Annotated in this window: 20 protein-coding genes; 12 read left to right on the forward strand and 8 right to left on the reverse strand. The window is 70.6% G+C overall.

Annotated features, from left to right (window positions below; all coding sequences use genetic code 11):
* The first annotated feature begins 124 nt into the window (after nt 1-124).
* The 8 genes from SMD20_RS30305 (at nt 125) to trxA (ending at nt 9101) form a co-directional block, all read left to right on the forward strand.
* Nucleotides 125-649 (forward strand): aminoacyl-tRNA deacylase, encoded by a 525-nt coding sequence (locus SMD20_RS30305; RefSeq protein ID WP_329587860.1) that lies wholly within the window; start codon nt 125-127, stop codon nt 647-649.
* A 50-nt stretch (nt 650-699) separates the two neighbouring features.
* A complete protein-coding gene (locus SMD20_RS30310; protein WP_329587863.1) occupies nt 700-2805 on the forward strand; it encodes a DUF6049 family protein in 2106 nt (701 codons plus the stop codon).
* 6 nt (nt 2806-2811) lie between these two features.
* Nucleotides 2812-4419, forward strand: a complete 1608-nt coding sequence (gene murJ / locus SMD20_RS30315; RefSeq protein ID WP_329587866.1) for a murein biosynthesis integral membrane protein MurJ — start codon at nt 2812-2814, stop codon at nt 4417-4419.
* Nucleotides 4420-4565: 146 nt separating this feature from the next.
* The gene (locus SMD20_RS30320; RefSeq protein ID WP_329587869.1) at nt 4566-6071 is read left to right on the forward strand and encodes a protein kinase family protein; all 1506 of its coding nucleotides are present in this window, start codon (nt 4566-4568) and stop codon (nt 6069-6071) included.
* Between the two features lie 15 nt (nt 6072-6086).
* Nucleotides 6087-6722, forward strand: a complete 636-nt coding sequence (sigM, locus tag SMD20_RS30325) for an RNA polymerase sigma factor SigM (RefSeq protein ID WP_091088316.1) — start codon at nt 6087-6089, stop codon at nt 6720-6722.
* Nucleotides 6712-7629 (forward strand): anti-sigma factor family protein, encoded by a 918-nt coding sequence (locus tag SMD20_RS30330; RefSeq protein ID WP_329587875.1) that lies wholly within the window; start codon nt 6712-6714, stop codon nt 7627-7629. Before sigM ends, SMD20_RS30330 begins: the two co-directional genes overlap by 11 nt.
* A 214-nt stretch (nt 7630-7843) precedes the next feature.
* Nucleotides 7844-8776, forward strand: coding sequence for a thioredoxin-disulfide reductase (trxB, locus tag SMD20_RS30335; protein ID WP_329587878.1), 933 nt, complete (start codon nt 7844-7846; stop codon nt 8774-8776).
* Between the two features lie 10 nt (nt 8777-8786).
* Nucleotides 8787-9101 (forward strand): thioredoxin, encoded by a 315-nt coding sequence (gene trxA / locus SMD20_RS30340; RefSeq protein WP_020543069.1) that lies wholly within the window; start codon nt 8787-8789, stop codon nt 9099-9101.
* Between the two features lie 175 nt (nt 9102-9276).
* Here trxA and SMD20_RS30345 read toward each other — a convergent pair whose 3' ends face one another.
* A complete protein-coding gene (locus SMD20_RS30345) occupies nt 9277-9825 on the reverse strand; it encodes a GNAT family N-acetyltransferase (protein ID WP_442942521.1) in 549 nt (182 codons plus the stop codon).
* A 224-nt stretch (nt 9826-10049) separates the two neighbouring features.
* On the opposite strand from SMD20_RS30345, the gene SMD20_RS30350 reads away from it, so the two are divergent.
* The 4 genes from SMD20_RS30350 to SMD20_RS30365 all read left to right on the forward strand — a co-directional run bounded on the left by SMD20_RS30350 (nt 10050) and on the right by SMD20_RS30365 (nt 15017).
* Complete coding sequence (locus tag SMD20_RS30350) at nt 10050-11399, forward strand: aminotransferase-like domain-containing protein (protein WP_442942522.1); 1350 nt, start codon at nt 10050-10052, stop codon at nt 11397-11399.
* A 124-nt stretch (nt 11400-11523) separates the two neighbouring features.
* A complete protein-coding gene (locus SMD20_RS30355) occupies nt 11524-12480 on the forward strand; it encodes a D-alanine--D-alanine ligase family protein (protein WP_329587883.1) in 957 nt (318 codons plus the stop codon).
* Between the two features lie 21 nt (nt 12481-12501).
* Nucleotides 12502-13554, forward strand: a complete 1053-nt coding sequence (locus tag SMD20_RS30360; RefSeq protein ID WP_329587886.1) for a threonine aldolase family protein — start codon at nt 12502-12504, stop codon at nt 13552-13554.
* A 593-nt stretch (nt 13555-14147) separates the two neighbouring features.
* Complete coding sequence (locus SMD20_RS30365) at nt 14148-15017, forward strand: DUF4573 domain-containing protein (protein WP_329587888.1); 870 nt, start codon at nt 14148-14150, stop codon at nt 15015-15017.
* Nucleotides 15018-15181: 164 nt separating this feature from the next.
* Here the strand turns inward: SMD20_RS30365 and SMD20_RS30370 are convergent, their stop codons facing one another.
* The 7 genes from SMD20_RS30370 to rnpA form a co-directional block, all read right to left on the reverse strand.
* The gene (locus tag SMD20_RS30370) at nt 15182-16162 is read right to left on the reverse strand and encodes a ParB/RepB/Spo0J family partition protein (RefSeq protein ID WP_329587891.1); all 981 of its coding nucleotides are present in this window, start codon (nt 16160-16162) and stop codon (nt 15182-15184) included.
* A gap of 1032 nt (nt 16163-17194) precedes the next feature.
* Complete coding sequence (locus SMD20_RS30375; RefSeq protein ID WP_329587893.1) at nt 17195-18130, reverse strand: ParA family protein; 936 nt, start codon at nt 18128-18130, stop codon at nt 17195-17197.
* 137 nt (nt 18131-18267) lie between these two features.
* The gene (gene rsmG, locus SMD20_RS30380; protein ID WP_329587896.1) at nt 18268-18939 is read right to left on the reverse strand and encodes a 16S rRNA (guanine(527)-N(7))-methyltransferase RsmG; all 672 of its coding nucleotides are present in this window, start codon (nt 18937-18939) and stop codon (nt 18268-18270) included.
* 286 nt (nt 18940-19225) lie between these two features.
* Entirely contained in the window at nt 19226-19714 is a 489-nt protein-coding gene (locus tag SMD20_RS30385) for a Jag family protein (protein ID WP_329592724.1), read from the reverse strand.
* 20 nt (nt 19715-19734) lie between these two features.
* Entirely contained in the window at nt 19735-20658 is a 924-nt protein-coding gene (gene yidC, locus SMD20_RS30390) for a membrane protein insertase YidC (RefSeq protein ID WP_329587899.1), read from the reverse strand.
* 4 nt (nt 20659-20662) lie between these two features.
* On the reverse strand, nt 20663-20941 hold the full coding sequence (gene yidD, locus SMD20_RS30395; protein WP_084685948.1) for a membrane protein insertion efficiency factor YidD: 279 nt from the start codon (nt 20939-20941) through the stop codon (nt 20663-20665).
* Nucleotides 20938-21300, reverse strand: coding sequence for a ribonuclease P protein component (gene rnpA / locus SMD20_RS30400; protein WP_091088344.1), 363 nt, complete (start codon nt 21298-21300; stop codon nt 20938-20940). The genes yidD and rnpA overlap by 4 nt, the downstream gene beginning before the upstream one ends.
* Nucleotides 21301-21344: the final 44 nt, after the last annotated feature.

Below are 21344 nucleotides of genomic sequence, written 5' to 3' on the forward strand. Positions count from 1 at the left end.
TGCATCCACCACAACCGGGTCGGTCCTTCGTCATCCGGAACATATCCCCCGAGCCACATGAGGTCCGGGTTACCGTCGGTCAAGGGACCGTCGGGGGCCATGGCAACGAGGCTAGGAGGTCTACATGAAGGACGCCCTCGCGATCCACCGCTGGCTCCTCGCCCACCAGGTCCATCATGAGATCGTACGCCTTCCGCGCCCCTTGGCTCGCGCGGAAGAGCTTCCGGGGGCGCTCTCCGCGGCCCCCGGACGATGCCTGATGGTCACGGTGTTCGAGGTGGCCACCAGGGTCGGCGGCGAGGCCGTCGTGGCGGTCGCCTCCCCGGTGTCCGCCGGCCCGCGGCCCGGAGCCGTGGGCGACCTGCTCGGCGCGCGCCGGGTGCGCCCGGCGCCGGCCCACGTCGTCAACTCCGCCACCGACTACGCGCACGGCCTGGTCTGCCCGCTGCTGCTGCCGAAGTCCCTGACGCTGCTCGTCGACGACCGGTTGAGCGCCGGCACGGGGCCGATCTTCACCGCCACCGGCGAGCGTCACACGGCGCTCCGCATTCGTGCGCTCGACCTGCTGACTCTCCTGCCAGGCAAGATGGTCGACCTCCGCCTGGCGGGGCCAAGAGGATCACGTGCGGCGGTCACGCGGCGGCACTGAGCCCGTACCATTGCGGGCGTGCGTCGTCGTACTCCAGCCCGGGCAGCCGCGTGATCCGTAAGACCGCGCTGCTCGCCGTGCTGTCCGCCGCGTTGCTCGCCCCCACCCTGGCGGCGGCGCCGAGCACGGCTGCCACGAGCGTTCAGACCAGCAGGCAGACCCTCTCCGTCGCCATCACCGCCATCACGCCCGCGGTGCCGCGCTCCCCGACCGACATCATCAAGATCAGCGGCACGGTACGCAACGACACCGGCGCCGACATGGCCGGACTCCAGGTGCGCCTGCGCTACGACGCCCAGAAACTGCCCGACCGGGCCGCCATGGACGCCTACATGAGCGACCAGTCCACCGCGACGCTGCCGGTCAACGTCTCCACCCGTAACTCCTACATGGACCTGCAGCCGCTCGCCGCCGGCGGCACCGTCCGCTGGGAGATCCAGGCCACGCCGGTGCAGCTCGGCCTGCGCGAGTTCGGCGTCTACAAGATCGCCGTCGACGTGGCCCAATACCGCGTGCCGCTCCAGGCCGAGCGCACCTTCCTCACGTACGCGCCGCCGACCCCGCAGAAGCTGCCGCGCACCAGGCTCGCCGTCGCCCTGCCGGTCATCGACCACCCTCACCGGGCCACCGACGACCCCGTGTTCGTCGACGACAAGCTGAGCCAGGCCATCGCCGGCAAGGGCCGCCTCGCCGACCTGCTCCGCATCGCCCAGTCCGCGCCCAGCAACGTGACGTGGTTCGTCGACCCCTCGCTGCTCGACGACCTCAACACCATGGTCAAGGGCTACAAGGTCAAGACCAAGGACGGCGAGCAGAGCCGGCCCGCCAACCCCGCGGCCGGACAGTGGCTGCAGGAGCTGCGCACCGCCCTCGCCGCCGCCCCCGTCGTCGCGGTCCCGTACGCCGACCCCGACCTCACCGCGCTCGCCCACCAGGGCCTCGACGACCAGCCCAACAGGGCGATCGCGCTCGGCGGCAAGAAGGCCAAGGAACTGCTCGGCCGCGACGTCAAGACGACGATCAACTGGCCGGCCGGGGGCCTGCTCGACCCCGACGCGCTCGACCTGCTCTCGGTCAGCGACGACAAGGTCGACACGGTCCTGCTCGACGCCGCCAACCTGCCGCCGGCGCAGCAGCTCACGGTCACGCCCGACGCCGCCACGACCCTCGACTCGGTCGGGGGCCCGGTGACCGCGCTGGTCGCCGACCCCGGGCTGAGCCGCCTGTTCGAGCCGGAGACCAGCACGTCCCTGCTGCTCAGCACGCAGCGGTTCATCGCCGAGACCGCGATGATCGCCGCCGAGCCGGGCCAGACCCTGCCGAGGTCGCTGGTCGTCGCCCCGTCGCGGCGCTGGGACCCCAACCCCGCGCTCGTCACCGGCCTGCTCAAGACCGCGAAGCAGCTGCCCTGGCTGCAGCTCACCTCGCTGGAGACGATCAAACCGGGCAAGTCGTCCGTCCCGCGCGCCGGCCTGACCTACACCGACCAGAACCGCCGCGAGGAGCTGAGCGGCAAATACCTGGCGCCGGTGAAGGAGACCGCGGAGCGGGCCCAGCTCACCGCCCTGATCGCGGCCACACGTACGCAGTCCACGTTCGACGCCGCCGTGCTGCGCACCGCCTCCTCGGCCTGGCGCAACAGCACCCGCATGGGCCGTTCGGTGACCAACGCGGTGAGCAAGGCCGTGACCGAGCGCGTGGACCGCGTCCAGATCACCGGCGCGGGGCCCGACCGGCCGCGCACCCTGGCGGGCAACAACGGCTTCGTCCCCATCAGCGTCAAGAACTCCAGCGGCGCCGAGATCAGGCTCTACGTCGACGTGCGATCCGACGACCAGAAACTGCTGCAGGTCACCTTCCAGCAGGACGAACCGCTGTCCATCGGCGCCGGGCAGAGCGGCACGGTCCAGGTGCCGATGAACGCCACGCCGGGCACCAGCGGCGACGCCACGGTGACCGTCCAGCTCAGGACCGCCGACGGCAAGGCCTACGGCAAGCCGCAACGCCTCACCATCCGCACCACCGGCTACACCGGCATCGCCTCGGTGATCGTGGGCGCGGGGCTCACCGTCATGCTGGCGGCCGTGGTCACGCGGGTGGTACGGCGCAGGGCGGAGCGCAGGCGCGCGGCGTCCGCCAGGAAATCGGGAGAGTGAGACCGAATGAGCCGCATGCTGCGGGCCAGCGCCTTGATGGCGGCCGGGACGATGGTGTCCCGGGTCACCGGGTTCGTACGCACCATGGTGCTCGCCTACGCCATCGGCACGGCGGCACTGGGCGACTCCTACAACGCCGCGTACGCGATCCCGTACAGCATCCTCGACCTGCTGCTGCTGGGCGTGCTCAGCAGCGTCGTGGTGCCGATGATCGTGCGGGCGCAGCAGCAGGACCCCGACGGCGGCCGGGCCTACGAGCAGCGGCTGCTGACCGTCGCGACGATGGCGCTGACCGTCGTCGCGGTGCTGGCCGTGCTGGCCGCGCCGCTGCTCATCGACCTCTACACCGACTGGGCGCCGGGCAGCCCGAAGTACGAGGTCGGCGTCATGCTGGCCCGGTTCATCCTGCCGCAGCTCGCCTTCTTCGGCATCGGCGCGGTCGCGGGCGCGATACTCAACACGCGTGACCGGTTCGGGGCGCCGATGTGGGCGCCGGTGATCAACAACCTGGTCGTGATCTGCGTGTTCGTCACGTACGCGCTGGTCAGCCAGGCGCGCGACAACATCGACGCGGTCACCACCGCCGACCTGGCGCTGCTCGGGCTCGGCACCACGGCCGGCATCGTGGCCCAGGCGGTGGTGCTGATCATCGCGCTGCGCCGGGCCGGGTTCTCCTTCCTGCCCCGCTTCGACCTGCGCAACGCCCGCCTGGGCGAGATGGGCAAGGCCGGCGTCTGGACGATCGGCTACGTCATCGTCACCCAGCTCGGCTTCCTGCTGACCACCAACCTGTCGTCCTCGGCGGGCGACCAGGTGCCCGGCCACGGCATCAGCCCCTACACGCTGGCCTTCCAGCTCTTCCAGCTCCCGTACGGCGTCGTCGGCGTCTCGGTCATCACGGCCATGCTGCCGCGCATGAGCCGGGCCGTCGGCGAGGGCAGGCTCGCCGACGTGCGCGAGGAGTTCGGCTCCAGCGTGCGGCTCATCTGCGCGCTGATGGTGCCGGTGTCGCTGCTGCTCATGGTGCTGGGGCCGGCGATCACCGTGCCCATCTACGGCCACGGCGCCAACAGCGCGTCCGACGCCGTCTACATCGGCAACGTGCTGCAGGTGTACGGGCTGGCGCTGGTGCCGTTCGCGGTCTTCCAGCTCCTGCTGCGGGTCTTCTACAGCTTCGGCGACACGCGGACGCCGGTCTACGTCGGAGCCGGGACGACCGCGGTCAACGCGGGGCTGATGGTGGTGTTCTACCTGCTGCTGCCGCCCGAGTACGCGGTCATGGGGCTGGCGCTGGCGTACGCGATCGCGTACGGGCTGGGCGCGCTGCTCGCCTGGATGCTGGCCAGCCGCCGGGTGGGCGGCCTCGACGGGTGGACGGTCGGCATGGCGATGACCCGGATGTACCTCGCCTCGCTGCCCACCGCCGTGCTGGCCCTGGCCGCCGTCTGGGGGGTCACGGAGGCGTTCGGCGGGCTGCGTTTCGTCAGTTCGCTCATCGTCCTGGCGGTCGGCGGCGGGCTCGGTCTGGTGCTCTACCTCGGTGTGGCTCACAGAATGCGCATACCGGAGGTCAACTCGATCGTTGGGATGGTCGCGCGACGGGTAGGTCGGTAAAGAAACTCGGCACTACGATGGAGCCCGACACGCGCGAATGGAAGCAGGAGGGGCGTGGGCGGATCCACCCGGCATAGCGTGCCTTCGTGGGACACCACCACGCGGGCGAGTCCAACCATGTCCGATCGGCCTAGCGGAGTGAGCCTGTGAGCACGTCGGCCGTCGCCCCCGGCACCCGTCTCGCCGAGCGCTTCCGGCTCGAGGACCGCGTCAGCGAGTCCGACGGCGCGACGCTGTGGAAGGCCATCGACGAGATCCTCGCGCGGCCGGTGGCCGTGCACACGTTCGCGCCCGACTTCCCGCGCGTGCACGAGGTCGTGACGGCCGCCCGCGCGGCGAGCCGGCTCACCGACCCGCGCCTGACGCAGGTCTTCGACGCCGCCGAGGACGACAAGCACGCCTACGTCGTCAGCGAGTGGGTCACCGGCGAGTCGCTGACCGACCTGCTGGCCAACGGGCCGCTGGACCCCGAGCGGGCGGCCGGGCTGGTGGCCGAGGCCGCCGAGGCCCTGGCGCACGCCCACGAGGCCCGCCTCTACCACCTGTGCCTGCGCCCGGCCCACCTGGTGTGGACGACCGGCAACACCGTCAAGGTGCTCGGCGTGGCCGTCGACGCCGCGATGTACGGCCTGACCACCGACCAGCCGGCGCTCGACGACGCCGAGGGCCTCGGCCGGCTGCTGTACGCGGGCCTGACCGGCCACTGGCCGGGCGACGAGGAGGAGGGCGGCCTGCCCGCCGCCCCCATGATGGACGGCCACTTCTGCACGCCGCGCCAGGTCACCGCCGGCGTGCCCGGCTACCTCGACACCGTCACGGTGCGGGCCTGCCTGCCCGAGTCGCGCAAGGGCCAGGGCGCGCTGTCCAGCCCGGCGGAGATCACCGAGGCGCTGGCCGGCGTGGCCCGCCCGATGCCGATCCCGATCCCCTACCCGAGCACGCCCGCGGTGGCCTCCGCCTCGCACACCGAGGGCCTCGACGTCGGCCGCCGCAACCAGACCACGGTCGCGCCGCTGCCTCCCGCGCCGCGGCGGCCGCAGGGCGGCGGCAGCGCGCTCAACCGGGTGCTCATGACGATCGTGGTGCTGCTGGTCATCGCCGCGGTCGGCGTGGGAGCGTGGACGATCGGCCGCAGCCTCGGCAGCGGCACCGAGCCCGAGGCCCAGCCGACCACGCCGAGCGCCACCAGCTCCTCCTCGACGCCGGTGCAGACGGTCAAGCCGGCCAAGGCCAAGGGCTTCGACCCGCTCGGCGACGGCGACGAGAAGTCGGACAAGGCCGGGCTGGCGATCGACGGCAAGCCGAGCACGTACTGGGAGACCGAGGGCTACAGCAGCCCCGAGCTCGGCAACCTCAAGAAGGGCGTCGGCCTGCTGCTCGACATGGGCAAGTCCGTGCAGGTCAGTGACGTGGTGGCGACGCTGGGCAACTCGGGCGCGAGCGTGGAGCTGAAGGTGGGCGACTCGCCCGAGCTCGGCTCGCTGAAGACGGTCGCGACGGCGAAGGACGCCTCGGGCAAGACCACGTTGAAGCCCGATCAACCCGCAACCGGGCAGTACGTTTTGATCTGGTTTACCCGTGTTCCGGCAGATGCAGGCAAGTTTCATGGCACCATCTATGAAGTAGTGGTGCACTCTCCCGGATCGGCATAATCAGGAAACTCTCTTGTGAACTCCCCACCCGAGACACCTTCAGCAGCGGATCGGCCCGCGGTCACGGACGCCGACCTGCTGACCGCGCACATCAACGGGGATCCTCACGCCTTCAGCGAGATCGTCAAACGGCACCGCGACCGCATGTGGGCGGTCGCCCTGCGCACGCTCGGTGACCCGGACGAGGCCGCCGACGCCGTGCAGGACGCCTTCGTCTCCGCCTATCGCAAGGCCGCCACGTTCCGCGGCGAGGCCGCCGTCACCACCTGGCTGCACCGCATCGTGGTCAACGCCTGTCTCGACCGCATGCGGCGCAAGTCCGTCCGGCCGGTGGCCGACGACGAGCTCATCGAGGCCGCCGAGCGCGAGACGCCGCTGCCGGACCAGACCCTGGAGCGCGAGGTCTCCATGGAGGTTTCGGCCGCTCTGAAACTGCTGCCCGCCGACCAGCGCGCGGCCCTTGTGCTCGTCGACATGATGGGCTATTCGGTCGAAGACGCAGCTCAGGTGCTGGAGGTGCCGAGCGGCACCGTGAAGAGCCGGTGCGCCCGTGGGCGCGCGAAACTTGCCCCAATTCTTTCGCATCTGCGGAACCGATCAGACCTCAACCGCGTCTCATCCGCGAAGGGAGCAGAACTTCGTGACGGGTGATACGCACTACGAACTGGAAACTCTCGCCGAGCTGGCCGAGGGTCTCCTGGACGCTGCCGAGGCACGCCAGGTCCGCGAACATCTCGCGGTCTGCGACCCCTGCGGGGAGCTGCTGGCCGACCTGGCGGCGGTTCGCGAGGTGCTCGCGGCGACCCCCACACCGGCCATGCCGATGGGCGTCGCACTGCGCATCGACAAGGCCCTGGCGGCCGAGGCCGAGACCGGGCGCGGCGGCGTCGGTCTCGCGGAGCCACCGGACTGGGACGAGCTCATGCGGGACGCCCCCTGGGAGCGGCCGATGGCGGTCCCCGAGCCCGTGGGCTCGGTCAACGGCTCCACGGCGGACGTCCCGGAGCCGGTACGCCTCGGGGTGGTCTCCGACGACGGCACCATCGTCCCCGCCAGGACACGCTCGGCCAGGAGGCGCCGGTGGGCGCTGCCCGCGGTGGCCGCCGCAGCGGCCGCGGCCGTGGTCGGCACGGCGGTGGTCTCGACCAACCTGCTCGCCTCCGGCGGCTCGCCGGGCGGCTCCGCGCCGGTCGCGCTGCCGTCCACCGACGTGGCGAAGAGCCCGCTGGCGGCGTCGGCGTACAAACTGACCGACAGCGGCTACAACTACAGCGACTACGCCCTCCGCCAGCCGATGGAGCAGTTCTTCGGTTTCGCGCAGGCGCAGCAGCCGCTGGGCAGCGACAACGCCGCCGCCAACCAGGCGGCCAAGTGCGTCGGCAAGGTGGGCGAGCGCAACGGTCTGGAGACCTTCGCGGCCGACCAGGGGCAGTACAACGGGCAGGAGGCGCTCGTCGTCGTCTCCTGGAAGGACCGGGCGGCCAAGAAGATCCGCATCGACATCGTCGACCCGTTCAACTGCAAGAACCTGCGTAAGGCGGCCCTCGGGCGCTGGTAGTTCTCGTACGTGTGCGTCGTGAAGAGCCCGCTTCGGCGGGCTCTTCCTTTTTGTCCTGTGCACAGCCTGTGGAAAAGTACGCGCAACGAAGTCCCCCCGCAGGTCGGCGCGCGATTCGTGGAGCCCGCGGCAGGGTGGCGGGTAGGGAGGGGAATCAGGGCAGCCTAGGATCTGTTGACGCCGGTGCAACTGCAGACGAGGAAGGCGTGGAGCGTTGAGCGACGTTCGTAACGTGATCATCATTGGATCCGGGCCAGCAGGCTACACCGCGGCCGTCTACTCCGCGCGCGCCGAGCTCAAGCCCCTGGTCTTCGAGGGCTCCGTCACCGCCGGCGGCGCGCTCATGAACACCACCGACGTGGAGAACTTCCCCGGGTTCCCCGACGGCATCATGGGGCCCGACCTCATGGACAACCTGCGCAAGCAGGCCGAGCGCTTCGGCGCCGAACTGGTCGCGGACGACGTGGTCGAGGTGGACCTGACGGCCGAGCCCAAGGTCGTCAAGACACACACCGACACCTACTACGCCAAGTCCGTCATCCTGGCGATGGGCTCCGGCTACCGCGAGCTCGGCCTCGAGAACGAGAAGCGCCTGTCCGGCCACGGCGTGTCCTGGTGCGCCACCTGTGACGGGTTCTTCTTCCGCAACAAGGACATCGTGGTCGTCGGCGGCGGCGACACGGCGATGGAGGAGGCCACGTTCCTCACCCGGTTCGGGCGCATGGTCACCGTGGTCCACCGGCGCGACGAGCTGCGGGCCAGCAAGATCATGCAGGACCGCGCGCTCGGCAATGACAAGATCCGTTTCGTCTGGGACTCCGAGGTCGTCGACGTGCTCGGCGACACCAAGGTGGAGGCCGTGAAGCTGCGCAACGTCAAGACCGGCGAGGAGTGCGAGCTGGCCACCGACGCGCTGTTCCTCGCGATCGGCCACGACCCGCGCACCGACCTGGTCAAGGGCCAGATCGACCTGGACGAGAACGGCTACATCAAGGTCGCCTCCCCCAGCACGGCGACCAACATCCCCGGCGTGTTCGCCGCGGGTGACGTCGTCGACCACACCTACCGCCAGGCCATCACCGCGGCCGGCACCGGCTGTGCGGCCTCGCTCGACTCCGAGCGCTGGCTCGCCGACAACGACAAGTAAGGAGCGCACCGTGAAGGCAGTCACCGACGCCACGTTCGAAGCCGAGGTCCTCAACAGCGACAAGCCCGTGCTCGTCGACTTCTGGGCGGAATGGTGCGGCCCGTGCCGTCAGGTCTCGCCCATCCTTGAGGAGATCGCCAAGGAGCACGGCGACAAGCTGGAGATCGTCAAGCTCAACATCGACGAGAACCCCGAGGTTCCGCGCCAGTACGGTGTGCTCCAGATCCCGACGATGAACGTCTACAAGGGTGGTGAGGTCGTCAAGCAGATCATCGGCGCCAAGCCGAAGGCCATGCTGCTGCGCGAGCTCGACGGCGTCATCTAGGCCGCATCCTCCGGCGGTCCGGACGATCGCCTCTAGTGGCGCGCTTCGCCCAGCGAAAGAGCCTCCCGCGACTACGCGGGGGGCTCTCCTGCTTCCCTCTGCGCCTCTGGACGGGCCCCAGCAGGCCCGTGCTCCCTCGGGACCTCCCGTGGGTCCCCCGCCGCGCGGCGGGCCGTCACACGGGGCGCAGGGCCCGTTCGGGGCTCATGGACCCGAGCAGCCGCTCCAGCGCGACCTCGACGTCCTCCCGCCACGACACCGCGTTCTTCAGTTCGAGCCGCAACCGCGGAAAACGCAAATGCGGACGAACAGTCTTAAATCCCACAGAAAGCAGATACTCGGCAGGAACCACGCAACTAGGTTCTTCCCACTTGAGATCCCCGAACGCCTCGATGGCTTTCACCCCGCGCCGCGTCAGATCCTTGGCCATCCCCTGGATGAGCATCCGCCCCAGCCCACCGCCGGAGAACTCCGGAATGATGTGCGCCGTCATCAGCAGCACCGCGTCCGCGCTCACCGGCGAGGTGGGGAACGCCACCGATCGCGGCGTGTAGAGCGGCGGGCTGTAGAGCACGAACCCGGCAGGCACGCCGTCGACGTACGCGATCTTGCCGCAGCTCCCCCATTCCAGCAGCGTGGCGGAGAGCCAGGCCTCCTTCTCCAGCCCCGGATCCCCGGAGTCCACCGCGCGCTCCCCGCTCATCGGGTCGAGCTCCCAGAACACGCACCGCCGGCACCGCCGCGGTAGATCTTCAAGATTGTCCAGGGTTATGTTGACCAGCCGGCGCGACAACTACCGCCCCTATCGTTGACCCGGAAAAGCGCGCGAAAACCGCGTCCACAGGTGGCATCGTAGCTCAGTGAAGAGAACGTCAGCGGACACCACGACGGCGTAGCCCCGTCACGTACGACATGTCCGGCTGGCGTAATCTGGTATTTCCGCCCGATATGACACCTAGGAGGTGGGCCGTGACGGAAGAGCTTGATCACGGTCAGACACCAGCGCCGACCCAAGGGTCGCGCATCGACGCCTACGTCGATCGGTACGCCGCGCGAGCTACCGGGATGGTCGCCTCCGAGATCCGAGCTCTTTTCGCCGTCGCGTCGAGGCCCGAGGTGGTCTCGCTCGCGGGCGGCATGCCGTACGTCACCGCCCTTCCCCTCGACATGGTCGGCGAGCTCGTCTCCGAGCTCGTCACCCGGCGCGGCCCGGTCGCGCTCCAGTACGGCTCCGGCCAGGGCGACCCGCATCTGCGCGAGCAGATCTGCGACGTCATGCGCCTTGAGGGGATCCAGGCCGCGGCGGACGACGTGGTCGTCACCGTGGGTTCGCAGCAGGCACTCGACCTGATCACCCGCATCTTCATCGACCCGGGCGACGTGGTGCTCGCCGAGGGCCCCTCGTACGTGGGGGCGCTGGGCACGTTCTCCGCCTATCAGGCCAAGGTGGTCCATATCGCCATGGACGATCAGGGCATCGTGCCCGAGTCCCTGGCCCAGACCATCTACGCGCTGGAGACCGCCGGCGCGCCCATCAAGTTCCTCTACACGATCCCCAACTTCCAGAACCCGGCCGGCGTCACCCTCAACATCGCCCGCCGCCAGCAGGTGCTCGACATCTGCCAGCGGGCCGGGGTGCTGATCATCGAGGACAACCCGTACGGGCTGCTCGGCTTCGACGGCGAGCCCATGCCCGCGCTGCGGGCCGACAACGCCGACGGGGTCGTCTACCTGGGCTCGTTCTCCAAGACGCTGGCCCCGGGCTTCCGGGTCGGCTGGGCGCTCGCCCCGCACGCGATCCGCGACAAGCTCGTGCTCGCCATGGAGTCGGCGGTGCTGTCGCACTCGTCGTTCACGCAGCTCGCGGTCGGCCAATACCTCGCCACGCAGCCGTGGCGGGAGCAGATCAAGACGTTCCGCGAGCTCTACCGCGAACGCCGCGACGCGCTCCTCGACGCCCTGGAGTCGCTGATGCCGCCCGAGGTCACCTGGACCCGGCCGGGCGGCGGCTTCTTCGTCTGGGCCACCCTTCCCGAAGGGCTCGACTCGAAGGCCATCCTGCCGCGGGCCGTGGCCGAGCGCGTGGCGTTCGTCCCCGGCACCGGCTTCTTCTCCGACGGCAGCGGGGCGCGGCACATGCGCCTGTCCTACTGCTACCCGGAGCCCGACCGGATCCGCGAAGGCGTACGCCGGCTCGCCGGGGTGATCGAGCAGGAGATGCAGCTGCGCGACACGTTCGGCACCGGCTCCGTACGCGAGCACAGCGGCGTCGACACGCCCGGCCCCGACCTCGCCTGACCCCTCCCGTCCGGCCCGGCCACCCGCGCCGGGCCGTATGGGGCTCCGCCCGGCCGCCTCACGTACACCATTCGCCCCTCACGCCGGTACGCTCGGACAGCGTTCTGTCAGCAGAGGAGAAGTGATGAGCGAGTTGGGCCACGTGCTGGTGCTGGCCGGAGGCCTCTCCTACGAGCGGGAGGTGTCCCTGCGCTCGGGCCGCCGGGTCAGCGAGGTGCTGCGCACCTCGGGCGTCGACGTCGAGACCCGCGACACCGACGCCTCCCTCGTGCCCTCGGTCCTCGCCGATCCGCCGGACGCGGTGTTCGTCACCCTGCACGGCGGCGCCGGCGAGGACGGCGCCATCCGCTCCGTGCTCGAACTCCTCGACGTCCCCTACGTGGGCGCCGACCCCGACGCCTGCCGGGTGGCCTACGACAAGCCCACCGCCAAGGCAGTCGTCCGCTCCGTCGGCCTGCGCACACCGGAGTCGGTCACGCTGCCAAAGGAGACCTTCCACGATCTCGGCGCCACGGTCGTGCTCGGCCGGATCATCGAGCGGCTCGGCCTGCCCCTGTTCGTCAAGCCGGCGCGGGGCGGCTCCGCGTTGGGCGCCTCCATCGTCCGCACCGCCGAGGAACTGCCCGCCGCGATGGTCGGCTGCTTCGCCTACGGCGACACCGCCCTCATCGAGCGCTACGTCGACGGCGTGGAGGTCGCCGTCTCGGTCGTGGACGTCGGCAACGGCCCGGTCGCCCTTCCCGCCGTCGAGATCGTCCCCGACAAGGGCGTCTACGACTACGCGGCCCGCTACACCGCCGGACACACCGAGTTCTTCGCCCCGGCCCGCCTGTCCCCCGCCGCCGCGGCCGCGTGCGCCGAGACCGCCGTCACCGCCCACACCGCGCTCGGCCTGCGGGACATCTCCCGTACGGACCTCATCGTGGACGCCGACGACGTCCCGCACTTCCTGGAGGTCAACGTGGCGCCGGGGATGACGGAGACCTCGCTGCTCCCGATGGCCGCCGAGGCGGCCGGCCAGGACCTCGGCGACCTCTGCCGCGCCCTCCTCCAGAACGCCGCCGCCCGCGCCCGCGCCTGACCCGGGTCGTAGCCTTACGGTGTGCTGATCGATCCGATGTACCCCAAGAGCTTTGCCAGCGACAACCACGCGGGCGTCCACCCGGACATCCTCGAAGCCATGGCGGCGGCGAACCAGGGAGACGCCCCCGCCTACGGCGACGACACCTGGACCGCCGCCTTCGCGGAGAGGGTCAAGGAGGTGTTCGGCCCGACGGCGGAGGGCTTCGCGGTGCTCAACGGCGCGGGCGCGAACATGGTGGGCCTGGCCCTCACCCTCCCCCGCCGCTACGACGCCGTCGTCTGCGCCGACAGCGCGCACATCGCGACCCACGAGAGCGGCGCCGCCGAACGCCTGCTCGGCGTGAAGCTGATGACGGTCCCCACCTCGCACGGCAAGCTCCGCCCGGCCGACATCGAGTCCCGCCTGCACGGCCTCGGCAATCCGCACGAGTCGCAGCCGGCGGTCGTCTCCATCTCGCAGGTGACGGAGCTCGGCACGTGCTACTCCCCCAACGAGATCGCCGCCCTCGCCGAGACGGCGCACGCCGCCGGCCTACGCCTCCACATGGACGGCGCCCGGCTGGCGAACGCCGCCGCCCATCTCGGCTGCGACCTGAAGGCCATCACCGCCGACGTCGGCGTGGACGTCTTCAGCTTCGGCGGCACCAAGAACGGCGCGCTCGCCGCCGAGGCCGTGGTCGTCCTCGACCCGTCCCTCGCCGACGCCGTGCCCTTCCTCCGGCGGCAGTCCCTTCAGCTCGCCTCCAAGATGCGCTTCATCTCCGCCCAGCTCACCGCCCTGCTCTCGGACGACCTCTGGCACCGCAACGCCCACCACGCCAACCAGATGGCCACCCGCCTGGCCGCCGGTCTCGCGGACGTCCCCGGAACGTCCCTCGCCTACCCCGTCGAGTCCAACGCCGTCTTCGCCCAGCTTCCACACGCCGTCGCGGAAACCCTCCGGGCCCGCTACCTCTTCCACTACTGGGACGAGCCGACCGGCATCGTCCGCTGGATGACCGCCTTCGACACCACCCCGGAACACGTCGACGACTTCCTCGCCGACCTCCATAAGGCCGCCAGCACCCTCTGAACCACACCCGGCTGGTTCCCCGCGAACTCCCGCCCATGTTTCACGTGAAACCAGCCACCCTTCACTCGCGCGCCCCGCTTCGTGCCGCGTCAGCCGTCCTGTCCCACGCGACTCCGAAGATTCACGAGCTTGGGAGCCAGCCACCTCTGTTTCACGTGAAACCAGCCCCTCCCTCCCCCGACAGCCGTCAGCCCCAGTTCCCGAACGCATCGAGAGCCGCGGCTGACGACCGTCGTGCCACAAGTAGCCAGCCCTTTTCCCGCTGCGACTCGCCCTGTCTCGCGAACCGCCCTGTACCGCCCCCCCTGCCCTCCTGTCGCCCCTGCGCCCCGAGCGCAGCCTTGCGCCTCACACACCGCCCCCCGCCCTGCGCCGCCGCCCATGCCGAAAGACTGCTACTCGGAAGGCAGCCGCCTCTGTTTCACGTGAAACCAGCCCTTCCCTCCCCCGAGAAGCCGTCGCCCTAGTTCCCGAACGCATCGAGAGCCGGGGCTGACGACCGTCGTGTCACAAGTGGCCAGCGCCGTTCCCGCTTGCGACTCGCCCTGTGTCGCGCGGGCCAACCTGCCTTGGAGGCGTCGCGCAGACCGCCTGTGCCGCGCGGACCGCCGCACAACACACCGCGCGCCGTCCGCGCCGTCCGCGCCGTCCGCGCCGTCCGCGCCGTCCGCGCCGTCCGCGCCGTCCGCGCCGTCCGCGCCGTCCGCGCCGTCCGCGCCGTCCGCGCCGTCCGCGCCGTCCGCGCCGTCCGCGCCGTCCGCGCCGTCCGCGCCGTCCGCGCCGTCCGCGCCGTCCGCGCCGTCCGCGCCGTCCGCGCCGTCCGCGCCGTCCGCGCCGTCCGCGCCGTCCGCGCCGTCCGCGCCGTCCGCGCCGTCCGCGCCGTCCGCGCCGTCCGCGCCGTCCGCGCCGTCCGCGCCGTCCGCGCCGTCCGCGCCGTCCGCGCCGTCCGCGCCGTCCGCGCCGTCCGCGCCGTCCGCGCCGTCCGCGCCGTCCGCGCCGTCCGCGCCGTCCGCGCCGTCCGCGCCGTCCGCGCCGTCCGCGCCGTCCGCGCCGTCCGCGCCGTCCGCGCCGTCCGCGCCGTCCGCGCCGTCCGCGCCGTCCGCGCCGTCCGCGCCGTCCGCGCCGTCCGCGCCGTCCGCGCCGTCCGCGCGTCCGCGCCGTCCGCGCCGTCCGCGCCGTCCGCGCCGTCCGCGCCGTCCGCGCCGTCCGCGCCGTCCGCGCCGTCCGCGCCGTCCGCGCCGTCCGCGCCGTCCGCGCCGTCCGCGCCGTCCGCGCCGTCCGCGCCGTCCGCGCCGTCCGCGCCGTCCGCGCCGTCCGCGCCGTCCGCGCCGTCCGCGCCGTCCGCGCCGTCCGCGCCGTCCGCGCCGTCCGCGCCGTCCGCGCCGTCCGCGCCGTCCGCGCCGTCCGCGCCGTCCGCGCCGAAAAGCTACTACTCGGAAGGCAGCCGTCGCTGTTTCACGTGAAACCAGCCCCTCCCTCCCACCCTCAACCCAACCCGACAATCGTCAGCCCCACCCGCGGCTCATCCGGAAAAGCCGTCAGCCCCGGCTTCCGAACGCATCGGTAGCCGGGGCTGACGGCCGCGCTGTTTCACGTGAAACAGCGACAGATATAAGTGGCGGCGTCCTTACTCCTCCGCCTCGCGCATCGCCCGGACCGCCTCCGGAGCCATCGTCCCGATGATCCGCTCCAGATCGTCGATCGTCGCAAACTCGACCACGATCCGTCCCTTCCTCCGGCCGAGGTCCACCTTCACCTTCGTCTCGAAGTGATCGGAGAGCCGGTCGGCGAGGTGGGTGAGACCGGGGGCGGTGGGCTTGGCGACCGGACGCTCCCGCGTCGGCCCCTTCGCCGCCTTGGCGCTCCCCATGGCGACGATCTCCTCCACCGCCCGCACCGACAGGAGCTCCGCAATGATCCGCTTGGCCAGGGTGATCTGCTCCTCGGCCGAGCTGAGCCCGAGCAACGCGCGGGCATGCCCGGCGCTGATGAGACCGGCGGCGATCTTGGGCTGGACTTCCGGCGGCAGGTTCAAGAGCCGAAGGGTGTTGGTGATGTGCGAGCGCGAGCGACCCACCTTCGCGGCCAGCTGCTCGTGCGTCGCCTGGAAGTCGTCAAGCAGTTGTTGGTACGCCGCCGCCTCTTCGAGCGCGTTCAGCTGCTCCCGTTGCAGGTTCTCGATGAGGGCATCACGGAGAAGGTCTGTGTCCTGCGTGTTGCGGACGATCGCGGGCACCGGATCGAGCCCCACCTTCTGACATGCCCGCCAGCGTCGCTCCCCCATGATGAGCTCGTACTGACCGCCACCGACCGGCCGGACCACGATCGGCTGCAGCAGCCCCACTTCACGGATGGACGCGGCCAGGTCCTCCAGCTTCTCCTGGTCGAAGATGTCACGCGGCTGACGCGGGTTGGGGACAATCGCCTCGAGCGCGATCTCCTTGAAGTACGCTCCAGCGATCGGCTTGGGGCCGGCCTCGCCCGCCGTGGGCGTGCCGTTGCCATTGGCCGGGGCGGTCGCCGTCGCCATCCCGGGGCCGTCAACAATGGGACCGGTCGGGATGAGCGCCCCGAGCCCCTTGCCCAATCCCCGCCGCTGCTGACTCACTGCGTCTCCTCATCCACCCAACCGATTCCGGTCACCTCAGGAGAGGTTACCGTTGCGAGCGTCGCCGAGTGCCTCCTCGCCACACACCGTCCGGCGGATTTGCCCCAACACACCCACAAACTCGCCCAACCCTGCCCGTCCCCGCGCCGCTCCCCCACCGTGCGCCTACGAAGGAACGGAGAAGAGTGATCGGCGCGAAGTCGGTCGCTCCAGGATGAGCGGATCCCCTCGATCAACAGCACCCAGATCAAGGGCCGCCCTTGCAGAGGAACGCCTGCAGGACGCCGCCACCAGAATCGCACTGCCGCACTCGTCAACTCCGTAGCTCACAGCCGCCATCGCAGCCGCGTGCCGTGCCCTGCTCGTGGCTCTTGCCGCGCTCGTGGCTCTTGCCGCGCTCGTGGCTCTTGCCGCGCTCGTGGCTCTTGCCGCTCGTTTACGCCGCGACCATCAAAGCCCGCGCCCATCAGTCGGCAGGCGGATCCACTTCGCCGCTGCCACCGCCCCGACACCAGGCAGACCCGTAGACGACGATAGGCGATGCACGCCGCGACCAAGGCTGGGCATCACGACCCCACCCGCACCCACCAGTGAAGCACCGCGCCCGGTGCCGCAGGCAGCCATCATCGCCACCATCCCCGCCGCCGTTGCCGCGCAGGAGGCATCAGCGCTTCCGTGAGATGGCCCTCTCACACCCCCAGCGCGTCACCGGCATGCCCGACCAGCATCAGCGACCTGAGACCTGCGCCCGCACGGCGCTGACTCCTCCGAGCGCACGCCGCTTCGACTGAACCGGCGTCGAACACCGACCGAGCAACAGCTGCTGCCGAGCAGAGGTTCCGAAGCCGCCAAGCTCAACCGTGCCCCGCCAGCCGTGTCGAGCCCAGTGGCGTCGAGCCCAGCCGCCAGCGCTGCCCGACCACCTGTCGCCAACCCATGCCGCGCCCAACCACAGGACGCCGACCCACCCCGGGAACAGGCGGCCCGACGCACACCTACCCCGAACCAGCTCAAAAGCAGGGGGCAGGGCCCTCAGGCGACCGTGGCGCGGTAGGCGATCTCCCGAGCCGCGTCCATGTAAGCCATCGCCCCACTCGACCCCGGATCGTACGTCATCACCGACTGCCCATAGCTGGGCGCCTCCGACAGCCGCACGCTCCGCGGGATCACCGTGTTCAGCACCGTCTCCCCGAAGTGGGACCGCACCTCCTCCGCCACCTGCGACGCGAGGCGCGTCCGCCCGTCGTACATCGTCAGGACGATCGTGGACAGCCGCAGCGTCGGGTTCAGGTGGGCCTTGATGAGGTCGACGTTCCGGAGGAGCTGGCCGAGCCCCTCCAGCGCGTAGTACTCGCACTGGATGGGGATCATGACCTCTTCCGCGGCCACCAGCGCGTTGACGGTGAGCAGGCCGAGCGACGGCGGGCAGTCGATGATGATGTAGTCCAGCTCGATGTCGTCGTACGCCGCCAGCGCCCGCCGCAGCCGCGCCTCCCGCGCGACCAGCGACACCAGCTCGATCTCGGCCCCGGCGAGGTCGATGGTGGCGGGTGCGCAGTAGAGGTTGGGCATCTCGGGCACCTGCTTGACGATGTCCGCCATGGGCAGGTCGTCCACCAGCACCTGATAGACGTCCGGCACATCACCACGGTGCTCGGTGGCAAGGGCGGTGGAGGCGTTGCCCTGCGGGTCCAGGTCCACCACGAGCACCCGCTGGCCGTGCATCGAGAGCGCGGCCGCGATGTTCACCGACGTGGTGGTCTTGCCGACGCCGCCCTTCTGGTTGGCCACCGCGATCACCCGCGTCTTCGCCGGGCGGGGCCAGCCGGCGTCGCCCGCGCCGGGCCCGTCTCCAGCCTGAGCTGCCGTCGGGGTTGCGGATGTTTCACGTGAAACCACTGAGCTGAGCGCCTCTCGTACCAACGGCGAATCACCGGGGTTCAGGGGGGTCTGGGTCACGATGGCCATCCTTTCAACCGATGGTGTGCCGGTGCCGGGAATTTGCTGTCGCGACACGCCCATTTCGGGCCAGCCAACCCCGGTGGGACTCGAAGGTGGACGACGGTCCGGCCATCCGAGACCGCTTGACGCGACTGGCACAACCGTCACCTCCTCCGTCGCCGCCCGGCTCGCTCCGGCGCGCGACCCGCAACCACCCGAACCAGTGTTGCAGGCGGCTCGACCTTACCGCGCCCGACGGTCACAAGCTCGGCCGTTCGGGCTCCACTGGCGCGCAATTGGGCTTCGGCCTCGGCCAGCTCACCGGCCGCCCGCTCCCCCTTCATGGCGATGAGCTCGCCGCCCTCGCGCAGCAGCGGCATCGCCCACGTCAGCAGCCGGTCGAGCGGCGCGACCGCACGGGCGCTGGCGACGTCGAAGACCCGCTTGCCGGCCAGCTCCTCCGCCCGGCCGCGCAGCACCTCGACGTTGCCGAGCTTGAGCGTCGCGACGCACTCCTCCAGGAACACGGTACGGCGCAGCAGCGGCTCCAGCAGCGTGACCCGGATGTCCGGTCGGACGATCGCCAGCACGAGCCCCGGCAGCCCGGCGCCGGAGCCGATGTCGACCAGCTCGACATCGGCGGGCACGGCCTCGGCGACGACCGCGCAGTTGAGCAGATGGCGGTCCCAGATCCGCGGCACCTCCCGCGGCCCCAGCAGCCCGCGGACCACGCCGGGCCCCGCCAGCAGCTCGGCGAACGCGTTGGCGCGATCCCAAGCCTCCCCGGCGAAGACGTCCCGCGCTATGTCCGGCGGCGCCGGCAGCTCATCGCTCACTGGTTGGAGGCCCTTTCTCGGTGCTGGTGTCGTGGCCGGGCGTGACCGTCCCCGCGGGGAGCTTCCACGTCCCCAGGCTAATCGGGCGATCACAAGGGAAGACTAGCGGGCCGCCCTGAGGGTGACCTTCGAGCACGCCGTCGGCGGTGGCGGACGGACCGGCAGCATAGGGACGTACGTGCTTGTATCACCGCATTAAGGCGGCCGAGGTACGTACCAGGATAAAGAGAACGGCCGCCTGCCGCTCGCCAGGGGGCGGGGCAGACGGCCGCGACGAAGCGGAGAATCAGGCGGGCAGGACCACCACGTAGCGGTTGGGCTCCTCGCCCTCGGACTCGCTGCTGAGCCCGGCGGCGGCCACCGCGTCGTGGACGATCTTGCGCTCGAACGGGGTCATCGGCTGCAGCGACTTGGGCTCGCCGCGCTCCTTGACCTGGTTGGCGACCTCGGTGCCGAGCTTGGTCAGCTCGGCGCGCCGGCGCTCCCGGTAGCCGCCGACGTCGAGCATCAGCCGCGAGCGCTCGCCGGTCTGGCGGTGCACGGCCAGGCGGGTCAGCTCCTGCAGCGCCTCCAGGACCTCTCCCCCGGGGCCCACCAGCTCATTGCCCTTGAGCCCGACGACGGAGACGAGCGCACGGTCGCCCTCGACGTCCATGTCGATGTCGCCGTCGATGTCGGCGATGTCGAGAAGCCCCTCGACGTAGTCGGCAGCGATCTCGCCCTCCTGCTCCAGGGCGGCGAGATCAGGAGCATTCTTCTGCTCGGCCTCGGTCATGGCCGGCCTCTCCTTCGTGGTCACGACTTCTTGCTGCCGGTGCGCTTGCTGCGAGGCTGGCGGCTCGGCTGCTGCCTGATGATCTTAGGCTCCGGCGGGGGCGGAGGGGCCTGCTCCTCCGGAGTCGTCTTGCGGATCTTGGCGATCAGGCCCTGCTTCGGCTCCACGGGGATCGCGTTGCCCTTGGCGTCGAACTGCGGCATCGGGTGCCGGCTGTAGAACCAGTGCTGCTGGCCGAGCGTCCACAGGTTGGTGGTGACCCAGTAGAGGATCAGGCCGAGGGGGAAGTTCAGGCTGAAGAAGGCGAACAGCGGCGAGATGTACATCAGGATCTTCTGCTGCTGCGCCATGGGGTTGTCCGGCATCTGGGCCATGGAGCGGGTCACGCTCTGCCGGACGGTGAGGAACGTGGTCAGCGAGCTGATCGCGACGAAGAAGCCGATGACGACCTTCTCCATCGCCGTGGGCGCCTCGAAGAACGTCGCGGGCAGCGGGGCGCCCAGGATGAGCGCGTGCTTGGCGCTGTCGACCAGTTCCTGCGTCATGCCGAACTTCGCCTCGTCCGCCGCGATCGCCCGGAGCACGGTGAACATCGAGATGAAGATCGGGAACTGGGCGACGACGGGGAGACAGCCGCCGAGCGGGTTGGCCCCGGCCCCCTGGTACAGCGCCATGACCTCCTGGTTCATGCGCTGCTTGTCGTTCTTGTAACGCTTGCGGAGCTCCTGGACCTTCGGCGCCAGCTCCTGCATCTTCCGCGACGACCGCATCTGCTTGAGGAACAGAGGGAAGATCAGGATCCTCATGAAGATCGTCAGCGTGATGATGGTGAGCGCCCACGTCAAACCGCTGTTCGGGTCGAGGAACGTGCTGTAAGCACTGTGGATCCAGGTGATGACTTGGGCGACGGCTGTGTACAGCCAATTGAGCCAGGACAGCTCCACCGAGCTATCTCCCTTGCGTTTCGTGAGACCGGACCGGGCGTGGGGGCACCGGGTCTATACCTCCGGGATGGAATGGGTGGCACCGCCCGATGCGCCGGACAGTCAGCCAGATGCCACGCAACGCACCATGCGTGGCGATCGCCTCGAGGCCGTAGGCACTGCACGACGGATAGAAACGGCAGCGTGGGCCGAGCAGCGGGCTGATGAACGCCCGATAGAACCGGATCGGGACGATCAGCACCCGAGCCGCGACGCTCGGCACCTCGTGCACCTGCTCCGTCATCTCTGTCCACCCGTCGAGGCATCGCGCCGCCTGAGCAAACGATCCAGCGCGGCATCGAGCTCGGCGGCCAGGTGCTCGAATCGCGCGGACGCGGCCGGTGGATTGGCGCGTACCACAAGCAGGCTACCTCCCGGCAGCCGGTCAAGACGCTCCCGCATCAGGTGTCGGAGCCGCCGTTTGACCTTGTTCCGGGTGACAGCGCCGCCCACGGCCTTGCTCACCACGAAACCCACCAGGGGTGGCTCTTCCCCGGAAACGCGAAAATGCACCACCAAAGTGGGGCGACCCGCGCGCTTGCCTCGCCGCACGGCCGCCTCGAAATCCTCCCCGCGCCGCATGCGGGATTGCCGGGACAGCACCGTATATGCCTATCGCCCGCCGGCGAGATTCACCGGCGGGCCGA

This window comes from Nonomuraea sp. LP-02 (assembly GCF_036289125.1).
GTDB classification, from domain to species: Bacteria; Actinomycetota; Actinomycetes; order Streptosporangiales; family Streptosporangiaceae; genus Nonomuraea; species Nonomuraea bangladeshensis.

Bases quoted from the DNA above. Each gene is read 5' to 3' on its own strand.
- SMD20_RS30305 (WP_329587860.1), top strand. From the start codon at position 125: ATGAAGGACGCCCTCGCGATCCACCGCTGGCTCCTCGCCCACCAGGTC.
- murJ (WP_329587866.1), top strand. From the start codon at position 2,812: ATGAGCCGCATGCTGCGGGCCAGCGCCTTGATGGCGGCCGGGACGATG.
- SMD20_RS30350 (WP_442942522.1), top strand. From the start codon at position 10,050: ATGACACCTAGGAGGTGGGCCGTGACGGAAGAGCTTGATCACGGTCAG.
- SMD20_RS30355 (WP_329587883.1), top strand. From the start codon at position 11,524: ATGAGCGAGTTGGGCCACGTGCTGGTGCTGGCCGGAGGCCTCTCCTAC.
- SMD20_RS30375 (WP_329587893.1), bottom strand. From the start codon at position 18,130: ATGGCCATCGTGACCCAGACCCCCCTGAACCCCGGTGATTCGCCGTTG.
- SMD20_RS30385 (WP_329592724.1), bottom strand. From the start codon at position 19,714: ATGACCGAGGCCGAGCAGAAGAATGCTCCTGATCTCGCCGCCCTGGAG.
- yidD (WP_084685948.1), bottom strand. From the start codon at position 20,941: ATGACGGAGCAGGTGCACGAGGTGCCGAGCGTCGCGGCTCGGGTGCTG.